The organism is Aureimonas altamirensis (assembly GCF_023702225.1).
Classification (GTDB): domain Bacteria; phylum Pseudomonadota; class Alphaproteobacteria; order Rhizobiales; family Rhizobiaceae; genus Aureimonas; species Aureimonas altamirensis_B.
In genome coordinates, this window is the sequence record NZ_JAMQCO010000006.1 from 241,795 (window position 1) to 258,026 (window position 16,232).

Below are 16,232 nucleotides of genomic sequence, written 5' to 3' on the forward strand. Positions count from 1 at the left end.
CTATATTGGCTTTACTAAGCTACCGGAGCCATCATGCTGCAACTGTCCCGCGAAACCGAAAACCTTGCCCGGCGCGTTGCCATCATGGTCGGTCGCCGGCCGGAGGATCTTATCCAGAGCATACTTGAGCGCGAAGCACGGGAACTGGGGATGCTTGCGCAACAAGCCCCCATGCGCAAGGCGGCTGTCGAGGAGCTCCTGGAGTTTGGCCGACGCGCAGCGAAGAGACCGGTTCTGGATAACCGCCCGCTTCAGGAGATTGTCGACGACATCAATAAGCTATGATCGTCGTCGACACATCGATAGTCATTTCGATTTTCGAGCAGGAATTTGATGGTCCGGAGTTTGCAGGGATCATCGCTTCCGAGCAGAATCTACTGATGTCTTCAGTTAATGTACACGAATCAGCAGTTGTGTTGCTCTCTCGGCGCGGTAAAGAGAACGCCGATGAGTTGATCGAATTCCTCCGGGTAAGCAAGATCGATGTGGTGCCGTTCGACCTTCGGCAAGCTCGTGTCGCCTCCGAAGCATATGCGCGGTTCGGCAAGGGCAGCGGCGCGAAAGCGCAATTGAACCTGGCGGACTGTGCCGCCTACGCTCTGGCAACGGCTTACTCTGCGCCGTTGCTGTTCAAGGGCAATGATTTCACGCATACGGATCTGAAACTGTATCGTTGAGCATTGCGCTGCCTTTCAGTGCCGTGCCGCCGACATAGGTTTCGACGATGGCGCGGTCGTCGCCCATCGTCTGCAGGATGAACAACTCATCCTCCAGGCGGCGGGCACGCTCCGCCCGCAACGCCATGGCGGGCGTCGCCGCCGGATCGAGAACCACGATGTCGGCGGCGCTGCCATCGGCCAGCGTCCCGATCTCGTCCGCCAGTCCCAGCGCCAGCGCATTGCCGCGCGTCGCCTTGTGGAACCCGGCGAGGATGCCGAGCTTGTCGCCGCGCAGCTGCCGCACGTCATAGGCCGCAGCCAGCGTGCGCAGCATCGAATAGGACGTCCCCCCGCCGATGTCGGTGGCGATGGCGCTGACGATCCCGCGTTGTTCCAGCGTGCGCCCCGCGAACAGGCCGGAGCCGAGAAACAGGTTGGAGGTCGGACAGTGGACGGCCCGCGCGCCGCTCTCCGCCATGCGCTCGATCTCCCGGTCTTCCAGATGGATTGCGTGGGCCAGATGCAGGCGCGGCGAGAGGAGGCCGACTTGCTCATAGATGTCGAGGTAATCGCGCGCTTTCGGATAAAGCGACAGCGTATAGTCGATCTCGGCGCGGTTTTCGGACAGGTGCGTCTGCACGATGCAGTCGGGGTGCTCGCGCGCAAGGGCGCCGGCGGCCTCGAGCTGATCCTGCGTCGACGTGATCGCGAAACGCGGCGTAATGGCATAGCGAAGCCGTCCGCGCCCATGCCACCGGCCAATCAGGGCCTTGCTCTCGTCGTAGCTGGACTGCGCGGTATCCAGGACACCGTCCGGCGCATTGCGGTCCATCATCGTCTTGCCGGCGATCAGGCACATGTTCCGCGCCTCGGCAGCCCCCATCAGCGCATTCACGGAGGTCATGTGGCTGGACCCGAAGGCCAGCGCCGTCGTGGTGCCGTTGCGCGCGAATTCGTCCAGGATGAACTCGGCCATCCGTTCGGCATGGGCCATGTCGGCGAAACGCCCTTCCTCCGGGAACATATAGGTATTCAGCCAGTCGAGAAGCTGCTCTCCCCAACTGGCCACCACCTGGACCTGCGGGAAATGGATATGCGCATCGATGAAGCCCGGCATCAGGATATGTGGGCGATGATCGACAACCCTGGCATCGCTTGCGTCCACATCGGAGAAACCGCCGCTGGCGACGATACGCCCATCCTCGACCAGGATCGCGCCGTCCTCGATCCAACGATGACTGTCGGAGTCCGTCTCCGGATCGCCATGGAAATCAAGCAGGCGTCCGCGAAGCAGTATCTTCATGGTTCTTGTCCTTCTGTTCCGCGGGGCCGAACAGCCCCATCAATTCGGCTGCGGTGAATGCGGCGATGACTTCGGGCCGCTTGTCACGGGAGAAGCCCGCACCGATTGGACAGGTCAGTTCCTTGTCCGACAGGCCGGGCACGGACCGGCGCAGCCATGAGCGAAAGCCGGCCCGCTTGGTGGAAGAGCCGATCATCCCGACATAGGCCGCATCCCCTCGCCCCAACGCCTCCGCAGCCAGGAGAAAGTCGAGGGCGTGGTCGTGCGTCAGGATCACGTAGGCTGCGTTGGCGGGCGCTGTCCGGATATGAGCCTCCGGGATCGGCGTCAGCACACGTTCGACTTCGGGCGGCAGCAGCGATAGTTCCTCGGCACGTGGATCGATGACGCGGAAGGCGACGGGAAGCAGCGAGAGCGCCCGCGCAAGCGCCCGTCCGACATGTCCGGCGCCGAAGATCAGCACTGTCGGCCGCCTCGGCGCGGGGGTCTCCCCGCCGTCGGTGACGGACAGTTGCAGCGTCACATGCCCGCCGCAGCACTGGCCGATGGCGGGCCCCAGCGGAACCTCCATCCGCATTGCGCCGCCGCCGGACGCCAGGAGGCGCCGGGCTTCCGCGATGGCCATATATTCCAGCTGTCCGCCGCCGATGGTTCCGTCCAGCCGGGCGGCATGCACGTCCATGAAGGCGCCCGCTTCGCGCGGAGCAGAGCCACGGACGTGCGCGATGGTGACGCGGACGAACATGTCATGCACCGCGCTTCATCCGGTCGATGGCCATCAGCACCCGTTCCGGCGTTGCCGGCGCATCGAGCCGCGGGCAGGTCCGATAGGCTCCGAACGATGCGACGGCCATGCCGATGGCCTCGAAAACCGATATGCCCAGGCAGAAGGGAGGCTCGCCCACGGCCTTGGAGCGCTTGATCGACCGTTCCTTGTTGACCGACCAGTCGGCCAGCGCGACGTTGAAGACCTTGGGGCGGTCGGAGGCCAGCGGGATCTTGTAGGTGGACGGCGCATGCGTGCGCAGTTCGCCCTCAGCGTTCCACCACAACTCTTCGGAGGTGAGCCAGCCGGTTCCCTGCACGAAGGCCCCCTCGACCTGCCCCTTGTCGAGGGCCGGGTTCAGCGACTTGCCGACATCGTGCAGGATGTCCGCGCGCTCGATCACGTATTCGCCCGTCAGGCTGTCGACCGACACGTCCGCTACGGCCGCACCGTAGGAGAAATAATAGAAGGGCCGGCCCTGCCCCGTTTGCCTGTTCCAGTGGATCTTGGGCGTCTTGTAGAAGCCGGCCGCCGAAAGCTGGATGCGCGCCATGTAGGCGGCGCGGATGAAAGCATCGAAGCGCATCAGCCGCGCCCCCAGCACCACGCCGGCCGGCGTCAGCGCGAACTCGTCCGCCGTGACGTCGTAGGCCTCCACGGCGAAGGCGCGCAGCCGGTCTATGATCTGCCGGCAGGCGTCTTCTGCCGCCATGCCGTTCAGGTCTGTTCCAGAGGACGCCGCCGTCGCCGATGTGTTCGGCACCTTGTCTGTTTGGGTTCTCGTAATGAGGATGCGGTCGATGTCGACCTGGAAGGCATCGGCAACCACCTGGGCGACCTTGGTATGCAGTCCCTGCCCCATTTCGCAGCCGCCATGGTTCAACTGGATCGAACCATCGGAATAGACGTGCACCAGCGCCCCCGCCTGGTTGAACCATGTCGCGGTGAAGGAAATGCCGAACTTGACCGGCACCAGCGCGATGCCGCGACGGATGACGCCGCCGCGTGCGTTGTTATCCAGAATGGCCTGGCGACGCGCCTGATAATCGCTGCTGGCCTCCAGTTCGTCGATCAGGCGCGGCAGGATCTGGTCTTCGATCGTCTGGTGATAGGGCGTCGACTGGCCGTTCTCGTACAGGTTGCGGCGGCGGACGGCGAGCGTGTCCTGCCCCGTCGCGTAGGCGATCTCCTCCACGATACGCTCCGCGGCGATGATGCCCTGCGGCCCGCCGAAGCCGCGAAAGGCGGTATTGGATACGGTGTTCGTCTTCAATGGATGCGAGTTCAGCCGCACATGCGGATAGAAATAGGCATTGTCGGCATGGAACAGCGCCCGGTCGGTGACGGGCCCCGACAGATCCGCAGAGAAGCCGCAACGCGCCGCGTAATCGCCGCTCACGGCCTGGATACGGCCGGTGTCGTCGAAGCCGATCTCGTAGTCGACGACGAAGTCGTGCCGCTTGCCGGTGGCCACCATGTCGTCGTCGCGGTCCGGACGCAGCTTCACCGCACGCTTCAACCGCTTGGCCGCGATGGCGGCAACGCAGGCGAACAGGTTCATCTGCGTTTCCTTGCCGCCGAAGCCGCCGCCCATGCGGCGCACCGAAACGGTGACGGCATGGGCCGGGACGCCGAGTGCGTGCGAGACCATGTGCTGCACTTCCGACGGGTGTTGCGTCGAGACGTGGACGGTGACTTCGGCATCCTCGCCCGGCACCGCCAGCGCGATCTGGCCTTCCAGATAGAAGTGATCCTGTCCGCCGACGACCATGCGTCCGGCCAGCCGGCGCGGCGCGCCGGCCAGCGCGGTATCCACCTCGCCACGCTTGAGCGTCAGCGGCGTCGTAACGTAGGGGTAGCCCGCCGCACGGGCGCTATCGATGTCCAGCGCGTGCGGCAGCTTGCGGTAACGCACCTTCGCAAGCCGTGCCGCACGGCGCGCCAGGTCGCGCGTATCGGCCACGACGGCGAACAGGGGCTGGCCCCAGAACTCGACCGTCTCCGTCGCGAAGATGGGATCGTCGTTCAGGCCGTTCGGCGAAATGTCGTTGACGCCCGGTATGTCGGCTGCCGTCATGACCCAGCGGACCCCTGGTGCGGCCTCGACCGCCGACAGATCCATCGCCTCGATGTGCCCGTGCGCCACGGTGGACAGGCCGAGGCAGGCATGCAGCGTGCCGACGGGCTCCACGATGTCGTCGGTGTATTCGGCCGTGCCGGTGACATGCTTGTGGGCGCTGTCGTGCCGCAGGGACTGATGCACACCGCCGGCGATGCGGTTGGCGATGGCTGCATTGTCGTCCTTCATGCCACCCTCCCCATGATGGTCGCGTCGACGCCGCGATCAAGCCGATGGACATCGCCGGTCCCATGCTCCAGCCAGAAGCGGCGCAAGAGGTTGGCGGCCACGAGAAGCCGGTAGTCCGCGCTGGCGCGCCAGTCCGACAGCGGCGTGAAATCTTCCGGGATGGCGGCCGCCGCCGCCTCGAAGCTGCGCTCGCAGAAGGGCGCGCCGGCAAGGGTGACCTCCGCGCCCGTCGCGCGCTTCGGCGTGCCCGCCATGCCGCCGAAGGCGATGCGCGCCTCTTCGATGATGCCGTCGCTGACGGTGATGCAGAAACCTGCCGCGACGGCCGAGATGTCGGCATGATGGCGCTTCGACACCTTGTAGGCGGAAACGAGGCGTCTTCCCGGCAGGGGCACGTGGATCGTCTCCAGAAATTCGCCCGGGCGCCTGTCCTGCTTCCCGTAGGCGATGAAGAAATCCTCGAGCTTCATGCGCCGGCGCTGTTCGCGATGGCGCAGGGTAATCTCCGCGCCCAGCGCGATCATCAGCGGCGGCGTCTCGCCGATGGGCGAGCCGTTGGCGATGTTGCCGCCGATCGTGCCGGCATTGCGCACCTGCCAGCCGCCGATCCGCGACCAGTAGTCGGCCGCGCCCGGCACCAGCCTGCGGATCGTGTCCTCGGCCTCGCTATAGGTGACGCCGGCACCGATGGTCAGCCACTGGCCATCCTGGGAAACGCCCTTCAATCCGTCGAGGCCGCCGATGAAGATGGCGGGTGCGATCGGCCGCAGGAATTTGGTGACCCACAGGCCGACATCGGTTGCCCCGGCCACCAGCGTAGCCTCCGGCATACCGGCATAGATAAGCGCGAAATCATCGAGATCGGCCGGGACGAGTGCGAGGCCCGATGCGCCTTCCAGCCGCGCGCCGCTGCCAGCCAGCATCGCCAGCTGCGCCTTGATCCCTTCCCTTTCGACCGCGAGCCTGTCGAAGGCCTGGCCACCTGCGGCGGCTGCGGCCAATGCGGCGCGCACGATGCTTTCATATCCGGTACAGCGACAGAGATTGCCTTGAAGCGCGGTCTCCACCGCGACCGCATCGGGCGCGGGATTGCCGAGCCACAGGCCGTATAGCGCCATGACGATGCCGGGCGTGCAGAACCCGCACTGCGAGCCGTGGTGTTCCATCATGGCCAGTTGCACCGGGTGCAGGCCGCCCTCCGAACCCCTCAGATGCTCGATGGTCACGACATGGGTGGCGTGGCAGGACGCCAGGAAACGGATGCAGGCATTGACCGGCTCGTAGACCAGGCGGCCATCCGCCAGACGGCCGACCAGAACGGTGCAGGCGCCGCAATCTCCCTCGGCGCAGCCTTCCTTGGTCCCCGTCAGGCGCTGTTGCCCGCGCAGGAAGTCGAGAAGAGTCGCGTCGGGTGCGCCGTCGCGCACCTCGATATCGCGATCGTTGAGAATGAACCGTATCCCATCGGTCTCGCGCATTCGGCTTCCTCCCATGCTTTACGGTCAGACTAGGCCCGAACGCCCTCTTGCCGACAGGCATGGTTTGGATGAAGACTTTATAGATCGCGTAGAAAATCGCGGACTTCCTGCCACCGGTCGGACAATCGCATGACGCAGATAGACAGCCTCAAACTCTTCATCCGCGTCGTCGAACTCGGCAGTATCACCGCCGGCGGACGCGATGTACGCATGACGCCCGCCGTCGCCTCCAACCGCATCCGCGCGCTGGAGCAGGCATTGGGCATCCAGCTATTCAACCGCACGACGCGCAAGCTCAAGCCGACCGAGGCGGCCCAGCTCTATTACGAACATGCGCGGCGCATCGTCGATGCCGTGGACGAGGCCGACGCGCAGATGGCCGGCTATGCCGGCCGGCCGCGCGGTATCATCCGCGTGGCCGCCCCCCTGGTGGCGGGCAAGTCGATCGTCGGGCCGATCATTCCGGCGTTCGCCGAGGCCTATCCCGACATAGAGCTGCGGGTGCGCCTGACCGACCGGACCATCGACGTCTTCGACGACAGCCTGGACCTCGTCTTCTTCCTGGGCGAGCTGCACGATTCCGGCCTCAGCTGGGCGCATATCGCGGACTGCGACCGCGTCATCTGCGCGGCTCCTTCCTACCTTGCACGACGGGGCGTTCCTGCCCATCCTGAGGACCTGGCCTCACACAATTGCCTGCTGCTGCGCTATCCCCGGTCTACGGAATATTACTGGGTCCTGACCGGCTCGGACGGTCCGCAGAAGATGCTGGTGAAAGGCAGCTTCGACGCGGACGACAGCGGCCTTCTGCTGGAATGGGCGCTGGCCGGGGCCGGCATCGTCAACCGGCCGCGCTTCGAAGTGGCGGCCGACCTTGCCGCGGGCAGGCTGGTGGAACTGCTGGCCGGGCATGCACCACCGCCCGCGCGATTCGGCCTTTTGTATCCCCATAGTCGAATGCGAAACCCGAAGTTGAAGGTATTCGTGGACTTTGCCGTACGTGAAGCGAAGAAAGCCCATCAGCGATTGTTGTCAGTAGACGCGGCTTGATTTTCAATCATCTGTAGAAACTGAGTCCGCGAGTTCTGGTTAATCGCCTTTCCGCGATCTCCGTATTCTCACCCTCACATGAGCGGGATTGAACCCGACACCACCGGGAGGAATGATGGCAGGGAAATGGTTCGACCTCGAGGCATTGGGCACCAATGTCCGCACCGAGGTAATCGCCGGTGTCACCACGTTTTTGACGATGGCGTACATCATCTTCGTAAACCCCGAAATCCTGGCGACCACCGGCATGGACCACGGGGCGGTCTTCGTGGCCACGTGCCTCGCCGCCGCTCTCGGCTCGGCCATCATGGGCCTTTGGGCCAACTGGCCTGTGGCCATGGCTCCGGGCATGGGCCTCAACGCCTTCTTCGCCTTCACCGTCGTCGCCGGCCTCGGCTTCACGTGGCAGCAGGCGCTCGGAGCGGTCTTCATCTCCGGCCTCATCTTCCTGTTCCTGTCCGTGACGGGCATCCGCCGATGGCTGATCGCCGGAATACCGGCTTCCATGCGCAGTGCCATCGCCGCCGGCATCGGTCTGTTCCTGGCCATCATCGCCTTGAAGAGCGCCGGAATCGTCGTCGCCAGCCCGGCCACGCTGATCACGCTCGGCGACCTTACGGCCAGCACCACGCTTCTGGCGATATTCGGCTTCTTCCTCATCGCGGCGCTGGATGCGCTGCGGGTGAAGGGCGCGATCCTGATCGGCATCATCGTCGTCACGCTGGCGGCAATGGTTACCGGTGACGCCACCTTTGCCGGCATCGTCGATCTGCCCCCGTCCTTGGCGCCGACCTTCCTGCAGCTGGATATATGGGGCGCCCTCGGCTTCGGCATCTTCCATGTGGTGCTGGTGATGGTGCTTGTGGAAGTGTTCGACGCCACCGGCACGCTGATCGGCGTCGCCAAGCGCGCCGGCTTGCTGACACAGGGGCCCACCCACCAGAACCCCAACCTCAGCCGCGCCCTCATGGCGGACTCGACGGCCATCCTGGCGGGCTCGATGCTCGGAACATCGTCCACGACGGCTTATGTCGAAAGCGCCTCGGGCGTTCAGGCAGGCGGGCGTTCCGGCCTGACGGCCCTGACCGTCGCCGTCCTGTTCCTTCTGGCCATGTTCTTCTCGCCGCTGGCGGCGGCTGTCCCCGCCGCGGCGACGGCCCCGGCATTGCTGTTCGTGGCCACGCTGATGATGCGCGAACTGGTCGAGGTGGAATGGGAAGACGTCACGACCGCCGCGCCTGCGGCGCTGACGGCGCTGGCAATGCCCTTCACCTATTCGATCGCCAACGGCCTCGCCTTCGGCTTCATATCCTATGCGGTGTTGAAACTGGTGACGGGACGCGGAAGCGAGGTGCATCCCGCAACCTGGATCATCGCCGCGCTCTTCGCCATCAAGTTCGCCTTCTTCGGCGAGTGACATCCGTGGCCGGCGGTCCATTTCGGGCTGCCGGCCGCTCCTCCCCCGACCGGTCGGGCGCTCTATCTTAGCTCTGAACACCGTCGGGGCCCAGAGTTCATGGATATCATCACTTCCCAGCAGATGCGGAGGCTTCTGCCGCTGCTGACCGCCCTTGCGGTAGCCGTGCTGGTGCTCAGCATCTCGGCCATCCTGTATCTCGGTCGGGAAATCTTCGTGCCCTTCGCCCTGGGCATTCTCCTGTCCTTCGTGCTGGCCCCCATCGTGATCGGGCTGCAAAGGCTCAACGTTCCGCGCATCCTCGCTATTTCCGCCGCCATCCTGACGGCGACATGCGCTATCATCGCGCTGATGCTGCTGATCTTCTCGCAGGTCGCCAGTCTGGCAGAAAATCTGCCCGGCTACCGCGCCACGATCCAGCAGAAGCTCGACAGCGTCGCCGAGGGCGAGGCACGGCCGACCGGGCCATACGGGCGCGCGCTTGAGGCGCTGCAGGGCATCGCATCGGACATCGAGAAGATCGGCGGTGGCGGCACCGAAGAGGCGGACAACCCCGGCAGCGCGCGGCCGATGCCCGTGACTATCGTTTCCCCCGGTGGCGGCGCGCTGGCCACCGCCGCGGCCGTCATCTCTCCGCTGGTCGGCCCGCTGACCACGCTCGGCATCGTGATCGTCTTCGCCATTTTCATCCTGCTGCAGCGTGAAGACTTGCGAAACCGCTTCATCCGCCTTGCCGGAACGGACGACCTCCAGCAGACCACGGCAGCCATCGACGACGCGGCACTCCGGTTGTCACGCCTGCTCCTGTTCCAGTTCGGCATGAATGCGGCATTCGGCCTGATCACCGGCGCAGGCCTCTATCTGATCGGCGTGCCGAGCCCGTTCCTGTGGGGCATCCTGGGCGGAATCCTTCGCTACATCCCTTATGTCGGTGGTTTCATAGGCGCCGGATTGCCGATGATGCTGGCCTTCGCGGTGGACCCGGGCTGGAACATGATCCTGTGGACCGCTCTTCTGTACATCGCCGTGGAAACGGCGATGTCCAACATCGTGGAACCCATCCTCTATGGGCATTCGACCGGCCTTTCCCCGGTCGCGATCATCCTTGCCGCGCTGATATGGGCCCTGTTGTGGGGGCCGGTCGGCCTGATCCTCGCGACACCCCTTACGATCTGTCTCGTCGTGCTGGCGCGATATGTGCCGGCCCTGGGCATCATCGACATCATGTTCGGCGACAAGCCGGCACTGTCGCCGCCGCAGATCTTCTACCAGCGGATGCTTGCCGGAGAGCCGCAGGAGGCGGGCCTGCAGGCGCGCGAGTTCCTGCGCGAGCGGGCATTGGTAACCTATTACGACGAGGTGGCGCTGGAAGGCATCAGGCTTGCGCATGACGACGTCGCGCGGCTTGCGGTACAGGGAAAGCGGCTGGAAACCCTGCAGCATGCGGCAATGGCCCTCGTGGACCGCCTAGACAGGGTTGAAAGCCCCCTGCCGCGCGGCGGAGTGGTGCGCACCGAGGCGAAGGCCGCCGTGGAGGCCGCCGGGCCGGACACGGCAGGCGCCCTGGTGGTGCAGCGACCGGAAGACCTCAAGCCGGAATGGCGTGGCGCCCGACCCGTGGTCTGCATATCCGGCAACGATCCGCTCGATGCGACGGTTGCCGCGATGCTGGCCCAGGTTCTGACGCGGCATGGGCTGGCAGCCGAGACGGTGGCATGGGCCGATCTTGCCGAAAACCCGCCCAGCGCCGCCGATGCATCGGAAGTCAGGCTGGTCTGCCTGTCCTTCCTGGAGCCGCTGTCCACCGTTCATCTGCGCATGATGGTGCGACAGGTGCATCGTATCGCCCCGAAGGCGCATGTCTTCGTCGGCATCTGGCGGCAGCGCGACCCCGCCATGGTGGCGCAGCTTTCCACGCGCCTGCATACCGACGCGCTCGTCACCACATTCTCGGCGGCGCTGGTAGCGGCCCAGAAGCTGGCCGCGAAGTAGAACGCCGCTGACCTATTCGACGGGCGCGGCGCTGCCCTCTTCTTCCACGAGCGCCTCGATCTGGCCGAGAAGCTTCATGAAATCCACGGGCTTGGCGTGGTAGTCGTCACAGCCGGCGGCGATCGTCTTTTCCCGGTCGCCGGACATGGCATGCGCCGTCAGGGCAATGATGGGCATGCGCGGCAGGGAGGCGTCGGCGCGGATGGTGCGCGCCGCCGTCCAGCCATCCACGACCGGAAGGTTCATGTCGAGCAGGATGATGTCGGGGTTGGTGATGCGCGCCTTGTCGATACCGTCCTGCCCGTCATGGGCCAGGATGACCTCATATCCCTTGCGTTGCAGACGGCGCGACAGGAAATCCCAGATTTCCTCATGATCCTCTACAAGCAGGATGCGCGTCATTCCGATGTCTCCTTGGCTGGCGAAACGATAACGCGTATCTGGGCGGCAAGCTCCGGCAACTCGATCTCCTTTTTCGCAATGACCTCTTCGGTCTCGGCACGCAGCTTGCGGAATTCTTCCCGCGTAAGGTCTTTCGAGGTCAGGACGATGATCGGCGTCTGCGCCGTTTGCGCGCGTGCGCGTGCGGCCCGGATGAAGGCGAAGCCATCCATCTGGGGCATCACCAGATCCGTCAGGATCAGGTCGGGCGTCTTCTCCGCCAGTGCATCCAGCGCCATCCGTCCATTGGGCGCGGTCATGACCCCATAGCCCTCGCGCTCCAGGAGCTCCCGGGTGCGGGCCAGGAAATCCTCGTCATCGTCGACGGCCAGCACCAGTGCGTTCTCGGCCGTACGGAACCGGTCCATCACCTTGCGCAGATGGCCCCATTCCACGGGCTTGAGCAGATAGTCGGAGGCGCCCAGCGCATAGCCGAGGCTGTGCTCGTCGATCACCGTCAGCATTACCACGGGGATACGGGACAGGTCCGCATCGGCCTTCAGCGCCGACAGCACGGACCATCCGTCCATGCGCGGCATCGTCACGTCGAGAAGGATGACGTCCGGGCGCACCAGCGCCGCCATCTCCAGCCCCGCCAGCCCATCGGCCGCGGTACGCACGAGAAACCCCTCGCGCGTCAGGAAGCGTGCGACGAGCTCGCGTGCATTCGGATCGTCGTCGATGGCCAGGACAACGCCGGAAGCGGCATTCCGCTCCGCCGCGGCGATCGGCTGCATGGCCGGGGCCTCCACCACACTGCTCGTGGCGATGGCGGGAATCTTGATGGTGAAGGTGGAGCCCTCTCCCGGCCGGCTGACGACCGCGATGTCACCGCCCAGCATCTTGGCGAACGCCTTGGTGATGGCAAGGCCAAGCCCTGTGCCGCCGAATTTGCGGGTCGTGGAGGCGTCTGCCTGCGTGAAGCGCTGGAACAGCCGGGCAAGCTCGTCGGGCGTCATGCCGATGCCGTCATCCGCGACCTCGAACACGAGCCAATCCCGCTTGTCCGCCGCCTCGCGCCGCACCCGCAGGACGATCGTTCCATTCTCCGTGAACTTCGCCGCGTTGGACAACAGGTTGATGACGCATTGCCGCAGCTTGACCTGGTCCGTATGCGCCTCGCCCAGATCCGGCGCCGCATCGACGACGAAGCGGTTGCCCTTCTTTTCCATGAGGCTCCCGACAGTGGCCGAGATCTCCTCCACGGCTGTGTCGACCGCGAAGCTTTCGGTAAAGACCTCCATCCGCTCGGCCTCGATCTTCGAGAGATCGAGGACATCGTTGATGAGGCTCAGGAGATGCCGGGCATTGGCGTTGATCTTGCCGAGATCCGCAAGCAGGGACTGCTCGCCCATCTCGGTCACCTCTTCCTCGAGCATCTCGGTATAGCCGATGACGGCCGTAAGCGGCGTGCGAAGCTCGTGGCTCATATTGGCGATGAACTGGCTTTTTGCCCGGTTCGCATTTTCCGCTATGTCGCGTGCCGTTTCCAGCTCGCGCTCCTGCGCGCGTTGGTGCGTTACGTCGGTATTGGTGCCGAACCAGCGCAGGACGGCGCCGTCGGGCCCACGGATCGGCACTGCGCGCGTCAGGAACCAACCATAGGTCTCGTCGGCGCCCCGCAGGGGAAACGTGTCCTCCCATTCGCGCGCCGCGGCGACCGAGGCGTCGAACCCGGATCTGACGCGCTCGATATGGTCGGGATGCACGGCCGCCAACCAGCGATGGTCTCCCATGTCCTCCAGCGAGCGGCCGGTATAGTCGAACCAGCGGCGGTTGTACCAGAAGATGTCCCCGTTCTTTCGCGCCATCCAGGCCATCTGGGGGATGTTCTCGGCCAGCGCCTCGAACTGCGCGTTCGTCTCGCGAAGCCGCGCCTGCCGCCGCAGGGCAAGCCAGGCGAGCGCCAGTGCCGCGACGGCCGCGATGGCGAAGGCTATGCTGGAGATCAGTTCGGCCTGCCGCCGCTCCATCGTTATGGACGCGATCCGCGTCGACGCCCCTTCCTGCACCGTATCGATGATGGCGCGCACGGCATCCATCCGCGCCTTGCCTTCTCCGGACCGGACCATCTCCGCCGCGGCCTCGAAGCCCGAGACTGCGCGGGTCCGCACGGCCTCTGCCGCGAATTGCGTCTGTGCGCCGATGGCGGATCGCATCTCCTCCAACGCCGCACCATCGGCGCCGGCATCGGACCATGCGGTCTCAAGCTGCGATATCTGTGCGCCAAGGGCCGCCAGGGCGCCTTCATAAGGCTCAAGAAAATTCTCCAGCCCGGTGAGGACGTATCCACGCTGTCCGGACTCGATGGAGAGGAGGGTCGACAGAACCTTCTGCGTATCGTCGATCAGGCGCACCTGCGCAGCGATGGCGTCCGTCTTCTGCGAGGATGACCAAGATGTCCACGCAAACAAGGCTATCCCCACCGCCAGCGCGGCGATCGCCGCCTTCTCGAAGCGGCCGAGACGGCCGACAAGGCCGGACATCCCCGTTGCCGAACCATCAACCATGCAATTCGCGCCCGCCCTAGGAAAACCGATGTAGAGGAAGATGGTCGCTTATGCGGTTTCTGACAGCCCCCCGGAGCTGCGAACAAGCTCCGGCTGAGCGCCGAGAACGCGATTGCGCCCTGCCCGCTTTGCCTCGTAAAGGGCCCGGTCCGCACGGCTGAACAACGTGACCCCGGTTTCCTGCGCGTCGGACGCGATGGCAAAACCCGCCGTTACGGTGGCGGCAATCGTTTCACCCTCGTTGGCAACAGGGGTCTCCGCGAGGGCACGGCGCACCGCCTCGCCGAGCGCGTGCGCCTGCGATGCGGCGGCCTGGGGCATCATGACGCCGAATTCCTCTCCGCCGAGGCGGGCGGCGATGGCGCCGTCCGGCACCCGCTCTGCAAGAATGCCGGCGAAATGCACAAGCATGACGTCGCCGGCCGCGTGGCCGTAACGGTCGTTGATCTGCTTGAAATGGTCCAGATCGAACAGAATGAGGCAGGTGCCCGGCGCCACTGCCCCTTCCAGAAAATTGTCGGTCAGCGCGCGCCGGTTGGGAAGCTGCGTCAGCGGGTCGGTCAACGATGCACGGCGATGCTGCTGACTTGTCCGGAACTGCATGAGCGCGAAGGAGATCGCCCCGATGCTCGTCAGGCCCACGATGGAGGCTACTGCGTTCAACTCTTCCGCCCAGTTCGACGGACGGAGCGTCAGTACGGCCGGCCCTTCGATGAAGAGTACGGCGGCGCATGCCGCAAAGGACAGCGCCGTCGCACCATAGAGCACGGCGACTGCGCCCATGCCCAGCAACGCCTCATGGCGATGCACCCAGAAACGCCACCCCGTCAGCGACATCAGGGCCGCGATGGCCAGGTTGGCGCTTGCCGTGGCGATGCCGGACAAGCCCTGCACGAAGAAGAACGTGACCGCGACGATGCCGATGAGGCCGATTCCGACCGGAAGTCCCCAGCGCATCCGCTGCGCACAGAAAAGGCTGGAACCGCAGTCGATCGCGACGAAGCCGGCGATGAGCAGCGCCATCGCGGGCAGACGCAGGATCGTCGGATATCCCTCGCCGCTGTTATACAGGACGATGGCGATGATGATGGCTACGAGGCCCGTGGCCCATATCAGAAGATGCTTCTCGTTGCGGAAGAATATCCAGGACGACAGGAAGGCGACCGCGAGCGCGGCGCTGGAGAGCCCAGCGGCAGTCAGCAGGGTCGTCTGATCCAGGTGCATGAAGCCATCATCGTCGAGAAATGCGCCTCCCGCACCCGCCGGACGTATGGCGCGGCGGTGCGAAAGACCAACATCGCCTCACCTTGCCTCAGACGAAAGGCGTGCGCAATCTCTGATATGGCATAGGAGGCAAGCATGATTTACAGGAGCGACACGCGCAACCGCGCGCTTCTGGAGGACGACCGAGGATGCTGAAACTCATTCCGCCGCTCATTTCCCCCGAGCTACTTCTGACGCTTGCCGAAATGGGCCATGGCGACGACCTTGTCATCGCCGACCGCAATTTCCCGGCGGAGTCCGTGGCAGCTTCCACCGTCACGGGGCGTTGCATCCGCCTGTCCAATGTGGACACGACGCAGGCCGCGCGCGAAATCCTGAAGCTGTATCCGCTGGACTCATTCGTGGAAGCGCCGGTGCGGCGGATGGGCGTCGTGGACGATTTCAGCGCCGTGCTGGACGTCCATACCGCCATGCAAGAGGTTATCGAAGAGGCGGAAGGAAGGCCGATCCGCATGGAGACGGTAGAGCGCTTCGCCTTCTACGAGGCAGCGGCCAGGGCCTATGCGGTGGTGCGCACGACCGAGGCGCGCCCCTACGGCTGCTTCATCCTGAAGAAGGGCGTCATCTTCGACTGACGGTCAGGTCAGGTCCATAAGCGGGTTCCAGGCGATCTCCCACAGAAAGCCATCCGGATCGGCGAAGTACCCGGAGCGCCCGCCCCAGAATACGTCGGTTGCCTGCTTGACGATGCGGGCGCCGACGCGCTCCGCCTCCGCAAGGGTGGTATCGACATCACCCTTCTCGGCAACGTTGTGCGCAAGGGTAATGCCGCGGAACCCCACTCCCGCGGGCGCGACGCCCGCATCGTCGGCCAGCGCCTCGCGCGGATAAAGGCTCAGCCAGCTTCCATCGAGCTCGAAGAAGGAAACGCCCTGGGCATCGAGCGGATGGCGCCTGAACCCGAGTGCCTCGTAGAAGGCCGTCGCGCGGGCCAGATCGCTGACACCCAGCGTGACCATACTGATCTTGTTCTTCATCATGCCCCTCCGGCCCTATCGCGGAAGGGAACATAACAGGAACATTG

General features: G+C 65.0%; 14 protein-coding genes. 6 read left to right on the forward strand and 8 right to left on the reverse strand.

Translation table 11 applies throughout. From position 1 onward, the window contains the following. Window positions 1-33 precede the first annotated feature (33 nt). Together NDN16_RS12195 and NDN16_RS12200 are read left to right on the forward strand one after the other, a co-directional pair. Window positions 34-285: a hypothetical protein gene (locus tag NDN16_RS12195; protein ID WP_251113854.1), complete on the forward strand. Its 252-nt coding sequence runs from the start codon at window positions 34-36 to the stop codon at window positions 283-285. Continuing rightward, the gene (locus tag NDN16_RS12200; protein ID WP_251113855.1) at window positions 282-677 is read left to right on the forward strand and encodes a type II toxin-antitoxin system VapC family toxin; all 396 of its coding nucleotides are present in this window, start codon (window positions 282-284) and stop codon (window positions 675-677) included. Before NDN16_RS12195 ends, NDN16_RS12200 begins: the two co-directional genes overlap by 4 nt. On the opposite strand, the gene guaD is transcribed toward NDN16_RS12200, so the two are convergent. The 4 genes from guaD to xdhA are packed head-to-tail and all read right to left on the reverse strand — an operon-like array spanning window position 646 to window position 6,514. After that, the gene (guaD, locus tag NDN16_RS12205) at window positions 646-1,962 is read right to left on the reverse strand and encodes a guanine deaminase (RefSeq protein WP_251113856.1); all 1,317 of its coding nucleotides are present in this window, start codon (window positions 1,960-1,962) and stop codon (window positions 646-648) included. The two genes, NDN16_RS12200 and guaD, sit on opposite strands and share 32 nt — an antisense overlap. Next, on the reverse strand, window positions 1,931-2,707 hold the full coding sequence (xdhC, locus tag NDN16_RS12210; protein WP_251113906.1) for a xanthine dehydrogenase accessory protein XdhC: 777 nt from the start codon (window positions 2,705-2,707) through the stop codon (window positions 1,931-1,933). Before xdhC ends, guaD begins: the two co-directional genes overlap by 32 nt. Before the next feature lies 1 nt (window position 2,708). Next, complete coding sequence (gene xdhB / locus NDN16_RS12215; protein WP_251113857.1) at window positions 2,709-5,036, reverse strand: xanthine dehydrogenase molybdopterin binding subunit; 2,328 nt, start codon at window positions 5,034-5,036, stop codon at window positions 2,709-2,711. Then, entirely contained in the window at window positions 5,033-6,514 is a 1,482-nt protein-coding gene (gene xdhA, locus NDN16_RS12220; protein WP_251113858.1) for a xanthine dehydrogenase small subunit, read from the reverse strand. The genes xdhB and xdhA overlap by 4 nt, the downstream gene beginning before the upstream one ends. A gap of 129 nt (window positions 6,515-6,643) precedes the next feature. Here xdhA and NDN16_RS12225 point away from each other — a divergent pair, with 129 nt between their 5' ends. The 3 genes from NDN16_RS12225 to NDN16_RS12235 all read left to right on the forward strand — a co-directional run bounded on the left by NDN16_RS12225 (window position 6,644) and on the right by NDN16_RS12235 (window position 10,973). Continuing rightward, entirely contained in the window at window positions 6,644-7,564 is a 921-nt protein-coding gene (locus NDN16_RS12225) for a LysR family transcriptional regulator (RefSeq protein ID WP_251113859.1), read from the forward strand. Between the two features lie 115 nt (window positions 7,565-7,679). Then, on the forward strand, window positions 7,680-8,981 hold the full coding sequence (locus NDN16_RS12230; protein WP_251113860.1) for an NCS2 family permease: 1,302 nt from the start codon (window positions 7,680-7,682) through the stop codon (window positions 8,979-8,981). Between the two features lie 99 nt (window positions 8,982-9,080). Continuing rightward, window positions 9,081-10,973 carry an AI-2E family transporter gene (locus tag NDN16_RS12235; protein ID WP_251113861.1) on the forward strand — a complete coding sequence of 631 codons (1,893 nt, stop codon included), beginning with the start codon at window positions 9,081-9,083 and terminating at the stop codon, window positions 10,971-10,973. A gap of 12 nt (window positions 10,974-10,985) precedes the next feature. Here NDN16_RS12235 and NDN16_RS12240 read toward each other — a convergent pair whose 3' ends face one another. Genes NDN16_RS12240 through NDN16_RS12250 form a run of 3 tightly spaced genes read right to left on the reverse strand, consistent with a single transcriptional unit; the run spans window position 10,986 to window position 15,148 of the window. Further along, window positions 10,986-11,375, reverse strand: coding sequence for a response regulator (locus NDN16_RS12240; RefSeq protein ID WP_251113862.1), 390 nt, complete (start codon window positions 11,373-11,375; stop codon window positions 10,986-10,988). Beyond that, complete coding sequence (locus NDN16_RS12245) at window positions 11,372-13,924, reverse strand: response regulator (RefSeq protein WP_251113863.1); 2,553 nt, start codon at window positions 13,922-13,924, stop codon at window positions 11,372-11,374. Before NDN16_RS12245 ends, NDN16_RS12240 begins: the two co-directional genes overlap by 4 nt. A gap of 48 nt (window positions 13,925-13,972) precedes the next feature. Further along, entirely contained in the window at window positions 13,973-15,148 is a 1,176-nt protein-coding gene (locus tag NDN16_RS12250) for a GGDEF domain-containing protein (protein WP_251113864.1), read from the reverse strand. 188 nt (window positions 15,149-15,336) lie between these two features. Here NDN16_RS12250 and NDN16_RS12255 point away from each other — a divergent pair, with 188 nt between their 5' ends. Continuing rightward, window positions 15,337-15,783: an RbsD/FucU family protein gene (locus tag NDN16_RS12255; RefSeq protein ID WP_251113865.1), complete on the forward strand. Its 447-nt coding sequence runs from the start codon at window positions 15,337-15,339 to the stop codon at window positions 15,781-15,783. Between the two features lie 3 nt (window positions 15,784-15,786). Here the strand turns inward: NDN16_RS12255 and NDN16_RS12260 are convergent, their stop codons facing one another. Then, entirely contained in the window at window positions 15,787-16,188 is a 402-nt protein-coding gene (locus NDN16_RS12260) for a VOC family protein (RefSeq protein ID WP_353050215.1), read from the reverse strand. Between the last annotated feature and the right edge of the window lie 44 nt (window positions 16,189-16,232).

Coding starts and splice junctions, on each gene's coding strand:
- NDN16_RS12255 (WP_251113865.1), top strand. CDS start 15,337: ATGCTGAAACTCATTCCGCCGCTCATTTCCCCCGAGCTACTTCTGACG.
- xdhC (WP_251113906.1), bottom strand. CDS start 2,707: ATGTTCGTCCGCGTCACCATCGCGCACGTCCGTGGCTCTGCTCCGCGC.
- guaD (WP_251113856.1), bottom strand. CDS start 1,962: ATGAAGATACTGCTTCGCGGACGCCTGCTTGATTTCCATGGCGATCCG.
- NDN16_RS12200 (WP_251113855.1), top strand. CDS start 282: ATGATCGTCGTCGACACATCGATAGTCATTTCGATTTTCGAGCAGGAA.
- NDN16_RS12230 (WP_251113860.1), top strand. CDS start 7,680: ATGGCAGGGAAATGGTTCGACCTCGAGGCATTGGGCACCAATGTCCGC.
- NDN16_RS12240 (WP_251113862.1), bottom strand. CDS start 11,375: ATGACGCGCATCCTGCTTGTAGAGGATCATGAGGAAATCTGGGATTTC.
- NDN16_RS12250 (WP_251113864.1), bottom strand. CDS start 15,148: ATGCACCTGGATCAGACGACCCTGCTGACTGCCGCTGGGCTCTCCAGC.
- NDN16_RS12225 (WP_251113859.1), top strand. CDS start 6,644: ATGACGCAGATAGACAGCCTCAAACTCTTCATCCGCGTCGTCGAACTC.
- NDN16_RS12260 (WP_353050215.1), bottom strand. CDS start 16,188: ATGATGAAGAACAAGATCAGTATGGTCACGCTGGGTGTCAGCGATCTG.
- NDN16_RS12245 (WP_251113863.1), bottom strand. CDS start 13,924: ATGGTTGATGGTTCGGCAACGGGGATGTCCGGCCTTGTCGGCCGTCTC.
- NDN16_RS12195 (WP_251113854.1), top strand. CDS start 34: ATGCTGCAACTGTCCCGCGAAACCGAAAACCTTGCCCGGCGCGTTGCC.
- xdhA (WP_251113858.1), bottom strand. CDS start 6,514: ATGCGCGAGACCGATGGGATACGGTTCATTCTCAACGATCGCGATATC.
- NDN16_RS12235 (WP_251113861.1), top strand. CDS start 9,081: ATGGATATCATCACTTCCCAGCAGATGCGGAGGCTTCTGCCGCTGCTG.
- xdhB (WP_251113857.1), bottom strand. CDS start 5,036: ATGAAGGACGACAATGCAGCCATCGCCAACCGCATCGCCGGCGGTGTG.